We start from the raw sequence: 6,379 nt of genomic DNA, 5'->3' as shown, positions 1-6,379 counted from the left end.
CCCAAAAACAGTTTCCCGTCCCACAGCGGTCGCCGCAGCAGCGGGTTGGCGACATCGATCCGGTCGGACGCCGGCGTGACGCGGTCCAGCGGACTGCAGGTGAAGCGTTCGGTCGCCCAATCCTGATAGTGCTGGCCGCCTTGCTCGAGCGTTGAACCGAAGACCTGGACCATCTGGCTCGCTATCAGCATCGGCAGCCCCGCGCTGAAGCTCTCGCGCAGGTCCGGCGACAATGCGAGGAAGCCGCCGAGCGCGGCATGCCCGGTACGCGCGTCGCAGGCATCGAAGATTTCGCCGATCACCGCCTGCTCGTGGGTGACGAAGGCATTGCCGGATCGCCCCGCCTCGCGCCAGTATGGCCGGTCATAGCTGATGACCACCTTGGCCTGTGAGGCCATCCAGGTTCCGGCGTTGCGCATCGCCTCGCCTGTCGCATCGTCAAGCGCCGGCTCAAAGCGGACATGCTCGGCGAGCAGGCGCGGCGGCAGCGCGAGCACGACCCGGCGCGCCTCGATCTCGACCTCGTGGTCGTTCGCCACGAAGGTGAGCGCTGTGTGGTCGCCGCGATCCGTCACGCGCGTCAGCACATGGCCGAGATGGATGCGGTCCTGCGGCAGATCGCGCACAAGCGCCTCGACCAGGCTTGCCATGCCGTCCACCAGACGGCGGGCGCCGTTGTGAACCGATTTATCCAGGACGGACTCGGGCGCCCTGTCGGGATCACTCAGATGCAGCACCGCGCCTTCGTCATGCTGAGCGAAATCGGCAAGCCCGAGATCGGCGATCAGTCGCGCGGTCTCGGGCTGCTGCTGCGGCCAGAACCAGCTGGCGCCGAGGTCGATCCCCAGCTTCGAGCCCGCGCCGGCAGCCGGGAGGATGCGCCCGCCAAGCCGCGGGCGCGCCTCGAACAGCCCAAACCGCGCATCGCGTCGTCGCAGGTTCCGCGCCAATGCGAGACCACACAATCCACCCCCCACAATGGCGGTATCCAGCATGACGCAACCCTCGCTGTCATTTGATCGAGAGGGGTCTTGCAAGAACCGCGCAAGGACCGGTCACCGCGCCTCGGCTTTCGCAGGTCCGAAACCAAATTTGTCTTCCGCCCGCCAAAGGACCGGAATCGGGACTTGATTTCCGGTCACTGTTGGCCCACCCGAAGGGCATGAATGACGAGAGTGACATCATCGCCGCCAACACAACCTTCTATGCCGCTTTCGCGGCAGGAGACTTTGCGGCCATGACCCGCCTGTGGGCGGACGATGACCGCATGAGCTGTATCCATCCGGGCTGGCCGCCGCTGATCGGGCGAACCGCCGTCATGGACAGCTGGCGGGACATCGTGCAGAATCCCTCCCGGCCGCGCATCACCTGTGCCGAACCCTATGCGATCATCGACGGCGACAGCGGGCGGGTGCTCTGCATCGAGATCGTCGATGGGGCAGCACTTGCCGCGACCAACGCCTTCAGGCGCATCGACGGTGCCTGGCGTCTCGTCCATCACCAGTCGAGCCCGATTGCACAGATCATCAGACAGCCGCAGGAAGACGCGTCCGACCCCACGCGGCGCCTGCACTAGCGTCACGGAGCTGGCACGGAACTTGATGATATCAAGCAACGATCGGGCCAGAATGTCGGGATTGTCACGATCGCCATGTCGGATTTCGCGCAGTGTGTGAGAAACGAAACGAACGGCGTTGCGCGATCACTCGTCTCGCCGGATGCCGCTTTCGTCGGCTGGACCGCTGTTCGGGCCGCCGAGACTGCGCCGGACGGACGAGGGCTGCGCTCAGTCGATGATGGACACCCATTCGCACGCGACCGCCATCCGCGCCGTTCCCGCGCAATGGCTCGATTGCGGTTTCCGGTTGCTGGTGATGCGGCAGTACCATGCCGACGGCGCACCACCGGCATTCGCCCTGATCGAGCAGCGATTGCTGCGCACGCCGCAGCGTTTCGGTCGGCACGGGCTGTCCTTTGCAAACACGTTTCTGCCCGAGGTGATGGCCTGGCTCAGTGACCATCTCGGCCGCCCCTCGCTCCACGACGACAGCAGACGCCCGTCGCGCAATCCGCGCTGGCCGGTGTTGCGCTGGCAAAGCGAGGATCGCCTGTGGCCGGACGGCATGCGCACGACCGAGTGGTTCGCCGAGGTCGATTTTCGGGACGCGGCGGCGTGGGTCGCGTTTGCGGAGCGCTGGCACGACCGGCTGCGGGGCGGGATCGCTGGCGAACGGAGCGATGGCGTCGACGACCCATCGTCCCCTTCGGCCGTGGCGCGGCTCAACCAGTGACTTGCCTGAATGCGGAGATTTGCGCGCTCAACTCGGCTTGCATCCGGTCGAGCACAACGGCGTAGTCGCACGTCTCGGTTTGCCGGAAAAGCCGCGCCGTCGGGTACCACGGAGTATCGTCGCGGTCGAGCAGCCAGCGGTAGTCGGGCGTGCGCGGCAACAGGATCCAGGTCGGCCGGCCGAGCGCGGCGGAGAGATGGGCGACGCTGGTGTCGACCGCAATCACCAGATCAAGGCAGCTCGCCAGTGCTGCCGTATCGGCAAAATCGGCAAGATCAGCGCTCAAATCCACGATGTCGGGTCGCTCAAGCAAGGTCGCCCTGTCGGCGGCAGTGACGTCCTTCTGCAGGCTGACGAACCTCGCATCGGCGTCCAACAGGGGCGTCAGGCCGCGCAGCGGGATCGATCGGTTATGATCATTGCGGTGCCCCGGATTGCCGGACCAGACCAGGCCGACCCGCAACCTGTCATGGGGGCCGAGGCGATCCTCAAAGGCCTGCATACGGGCCGGCGCCGGCCGCGGGAGATACGCGAGCGGCGCTGGAATCGTATCGAGCCTGGTCCTGAAGGCCAGCGGCAGGCTCATCAACGGACAGTGGATGTCGAACGCCGGCAAGGGCGAGGTCTTGGTGGCCGAGATCGGAACGCACCGCGAAACGCCGGGCAGGTCCGACAACAGGGCGTGCAGCGAATCCTGAACCACAAGAACGACGCGGGCACGGCGTTCCACCAAGAGCGGCACATAGCGGACGAACTGGATGGTATCGCCAAATCCCTCATCCGCACCGAGGAGGATGGTCTTGCCTTCGAGCGCTTCGATGCCGAGCCACATCGGTTGCGCAAGCCTGGGATAGGTCGTTCGAACCGACGGCACCCGCCACCGCGCCTCGCGACCGGCCCAGCCGGCTTCGAAATTTCCGGTCAGGAGCTGCAGATGGGCCCGGCTCAAATCCGCCAGCGCGTCATTTGGATTGGCGGTTTTCAAGTGTGTGTAGATCGCAAAAGCTTCGTCGAACCTTCGCAGCCGTGTGAGCGTGAGCGCCTTGTTGTGAAACGCTTCCGTGAAGTCCGAACGAAGCCTGATCGCCTGATCGAACCAGGCCAACGCCTCTTCGTCTCGCCCCAGCACCTGAAGCAGCGAGCCGAGATTGTTGCAGACGTCGGCATTGCCGGGATCCAGCGCCTGCGCCCGCTCTGCGACGGCCAATGCCTCGTCGAACCTCTTCAGGCTCGACAGGCAACTGACGCGCATGATCAAGGTCGTGACGTCGTCCGGCCGCAGCCCGTTGCAGAGGTCGAAACAGGCAACGGCCTCCTGCCATCGTCCGAGCTTGTGGAGAAGAATACCGCACCGGTTCGCAGCGTCCCAATGCCGCGGCTTCAGCCTGAGCACCTGCTGAAAGCTCTCCAGGGCGTCAGCCGGACGCTCCAGTTCGGCGAGAGCGTCGCCGCGGCTTTTCCACAGGTCGGCGTCGTCAGGCTGCAGCCGAACCGCTTTGTCGAACGCCTCGAGCGCCGCCGCAGGGCGGCCCTGATGCCGCAGCGCCATGCCAAGGCTGAAAAGAAATTCCGGCTTGGACTCCTGCGCGATGGCGCGACCGATCCACGCCACAGCCTCATCGTGCCGCTCGGCTCGCAGCGACAGCAGCCCCATCAGATGCAGGACGCCGGCGTGATGGAACTCCACCGCAAGCGCTTGCCGGCAAGAGCTTTCCGCGTCGGCATCGCGCCCGGCCTGCATGTGGCGCAATGCCGTCTCATAAAGCGCCGCCGCTGCTGCGCTTGCGCCCGCGCCGTTCGAACCGCTCGTCGCGCCGATTTTGGATCGCTGGGCGGCGGCGCGACGTTCGTGACGATTCATGAGCCGGTCTCGGCGAGAGACGATCCGGCAACAGCTAGATGATTCGTGCCATGACGTCGATTTTCGCCGACCCGCCGGACACTTGCGCAGCGTCAAATCAGACCGATTTCGCTTCAGCCATGGCCCATGGCGCCGGAGCTCCCAGGAGCGAGCCGACGGATTCCAGCAGCAGCTCGTAGGCACGGTCGACGATGTCATCGAGCGAGATCGTCTTCGCAAACATGTCCCTTGCCTCGGTCAGGAACTGCTCCCGCGTCGGCATGTCGGGCAGGCGCAGATTCCACAGCAGGTCGGCACGATGCTGCAGCCGGCCAAGCGCATCCCGCAGCGCGGACAATTCGGAGCTCTGGGCCGATGCGCTGATCGCAAGCGCGATCCGTTCGGGATTGAATCGTCCGGCCAGTTGTTCGGCCGCCCGCTTGATCACGCGCGATCCCAGCCGATGCTCGTTGCGCAAGACCTGCGCGGGCGGCGCCTTCAAATCCCAGACGATCCCGAGCCAGGACAGGATTGTCAAAATGTAGAACGTCGGATCAAGCTCCCACCAGCGAAAGCCCTGCCGGACACTGCTTTGGTAGGCATGATGATTGTTATGCCAACCCTCGCCCATCGTGAAGAGCGCGAGCAGCCAGTTGTTGCGCGAATCGTCTCCCGTCACATACCGCTTGCGGCCGTGGACATGCGCGAGCGAATTGATGCAGAACGTCGCGTGATACAACACGACGGTGCTCCAGAGAAAACCGACCACGAGCCCGGACCATCCGGCGATGAGAGCGCACACGACCGCGGTCAGGATCGCCGGCGCAAGCTCCAACTTATGCAGCCAGATCAACTCGGGATACGAAGCCAGATCGGCCACTTTCAGGAGATCGGTCCCATCGTGCTGTCGCGCGAAAATCCAGCCGACGTGACTGTACACAAACCCCCTTTGCCGGGGCGAATGGACATCCTGGCTGGTATCGGACTGCAAATGATGATGCCGATGCTTCGCGGCCCACCACAATACGCTCTTCTGAGCGGTGCACTGGGCTAGGAACGCGAGGATGAACTGAAAGAGCCTGCTCGTCGCGTAGGCCCGATGCGAAAAGTACCGGTGATACCCGGCCCCGATCGCGAACCTGCGCAACCAGTACAGGCCCACCCCGACTGCGATCGCCTGCCATGTAACACCTGACCAGATCGCGGCGACGCAGCCCAAATGGATCAACAAAAACGGAATCACCGACGGATACATGATGTCGTCGTGTTCCGGAGCGACGTCGATATCAGTTGCCAAGCGCAAACCCCTTGGTTGTTGGAACGCGCGGGACGATTCCCGCCAATAGACGGTCACGACCGCCAACGCATGGTTACGACGCCGCGCGCCTTTCGCGCGGTATCGTCAAAACGACCCGCGGCTGGAAGACTGCCGCGGGGCACGAACAAGAGGCTCCGCACATCCGTGGTCAGAGCAGCATGGCAGGACTGCGACGCTTATGCGGCGCGCAGATTTTCAGCGGCCGATTTACCGGTGCGGCGGTCCGCAACGATATCAAATGAAACCTTCTGACCCTCGTTGAGGGTGCTCATGCCGGCGCGCTCGACCGCGCTGATGTGGACGAAAACGTCCTGGTTTCCCTGGTCCGGCGCAATGAAGCCAAAACCCTTTTGGCTATTAAACCACTTCACAGTTCCCGTCGTCATCGGAGAGCGTCCTTTGGATAGTGCGATGGGTGCTTGGAGCCGCGCTCGGGGGCACGGCAAGTTCGTTTCGAATCTGCGGAGGGTCGTCAGTCAGGCGCGCCAGAAGCGGCGAGGCCAAGTCGTTCGGCCGAAACTCGATTTCCGCCAGATGGCGATCGCCTCATTGATTTGCAAGCGGTTTTTCCATTTCTCGCGCACAGGGTGCATAAATTCGTGACTGGTCCCGTCTGAATGCCGGCCGTCATGCAGAGCGACGTCATCGCAATTCCAGTTTGACTGCGGCGCCATGGTTGCTCGATCAAGACTTGCAACGACCTTAACCATGACGACCGGCAGCCCGGAATTCACCGCCGGCAGCCCGGAATTTACCTGCCGGGCCGACTTGATGACGGGAAAAAATCAGCGCAGGGTTACCAGCGAGTTCCGATAGCCATCCATCGGATAGGAATGCTGACATGACCGTTCCATCGATAGGCCGTATCATCGTGCCGGCGCTCGCGCTTGTTGTGCTATGTGGCGCCGCAGCTGTGACCTACGCCTGGCG

General features: G+C 63.8%; 7 protein-coding genes. 2 read left to right on the top strand and 5 right to left on the bottom strand.

Annotated features, from left to right (window positions below; genetic code table 11):
- Positions 1 to 995 (bottom strand): flavin monoamine oxidase family protein (locus tag WCB02_RS25855; RefSeq protein WP_423962597.1); only part of this gene is annotated, 995 nt, incomplete at its 3' end.
- Between the two features lie 167 nt (positions 996 to 1,162).
- On the opposite strand from WCB02_RS25855, the gene WCB02_RS25850 reads away from it, so the two are divergent.
- On the top strand, positions 1,163 to 1,576 hold the full coding sequence (locus WCB02_RS25850) for a nuclear transport factor 2 family protein (RefSeq protein WP_423962596.1): 414 nt from the start codon (positions 1,163 to 1,165) through the stop codon (positions 1,574 to 1,576).
- A gap of 220 nt (positions 1,577 to 1,796) precedes the next feature.
- Positions 1,797 to 2,291, top strand: a complete 495-nt coding sequence (locus WCB02_RS25845; RefSeq protein ID WP_423962599.1) for a hypothetical protein — start codon at positions 1,797 to 1,799, stop codon at positions 2,289 to 2,291.
- Here the strand turns inward: WCB02_RS25845 and WCB02_RS25840 are convergent.
- The 4 genes from WCB02_RS25840 to WCB02_RS25825 all read right to left on the bottom strand — a co-directional run bounded on the left by WCB02_RS25840 (position 2,281) and on the right by WCB02_RS25825 (position 6,183).
- Complete coding sequence (locus WCB02_RS25840; RefSeq protein ID WP_423962595.1) at positions 2,281 to 4,152, bottom strand: tetratricopeptide repeat protein; 1,872 nt, start codon at positions 4,150 to 4,152, stop codon at positions 2,281 to 2,283. The two genes, WCB02_RS25845 and WCB02_RS25840, sit on opposite strands and share 11 nt — an antisense overlap.
- Before the next feature lie 97 nt (positions 4,153 to 4,249).
- Complete coding sequence (locus WCB02_RS25835) at positions 4,250 to 5,386, bottom strand: acyl-CoA desaturase (protein ID WP_423962598.1); 1,137 nt, start codon at positions 5,384 to 5,386, stop codon at positions 4,250 to 4,252.
- Between the two features lie 239 nt (positions 5,387 to 5,625).
- On the bottom strand, positions 5,626 to 5,835 hold the full coding sequence (locus WCB02_RS25830) for a cold-shock protein (RefSeq protein WP_423962594.1): 210 nt from the start codon (positions 5,833 to 5,835) through the stop codon (positions 5,626 to 5,628).
- 90 nt (positions 5,836 to 5,925) lie between these two features.
- Positions 5,926 to 6,183 (bottom strand): hypothetical protein, encoded by a 258-nt coding sequence (locus WCB02_RS25825; RefSeq protein WP_423962593.1) that lies wholly within the window; start codon positions 6,181 to 6,183, stop codon positions 5,926 to 5,928.
- Positions 6,184 to 6,379 lie beyond the last annotated feature (196 nt).

It is taken from the genome of Bradyrhizobium sp., from assembly GCF_049581145.1.
Classification (GTDB): domain Bacteria; phylum Pseudomonadota; class Alphaproteobacteria; order Rhizobiales; family Xanthobacteraceae; genus Bradyrhizobium.
This window is presented reverse-complemented; position numbering and strand designations above follow the sequence as displayed.

Excerpts from the sequence above, each read along its gene's own strand:
- WCB02_RS25840 (WP_423962595.1), bottom strand. The coding sequence starts at position 4,152 with ATGAATCGTCACGAACGTCGCGCCGCCGCCCAGCGATCCAAAATCGGC.
- WCB02_RS25845 (WP_423962599.1), top strand. The coding sequence starts at position 1,797 with ATGGACACCCATTCGCACGCGACCGCCATCCGCGCCGTTCCCGCGCAA.
- WCB02_RS25850 (WP_423962596.1), top strand. The coding sequence starts at position 1,163 with ATGAATGACGAGAGTGACATCATCGCCGCCAACACAACCTTCTATGCC.
- WCB02_RS25835 (WP_423962598.1), bottom strand. The coding sequence starts at position 5,386 with ATGTATCCGTCGGTGATTCCGTTTTTGTTGATCCATTTGGGCTGCGTC.
- WCB02_RS25830 (WP_423962594.1), bottom strand. The coding sequence starts at position 5,835 with ATGACGACGGGAACTGTGAAGTGGTTTAATAGCCAAAAGGGTTTTGGC.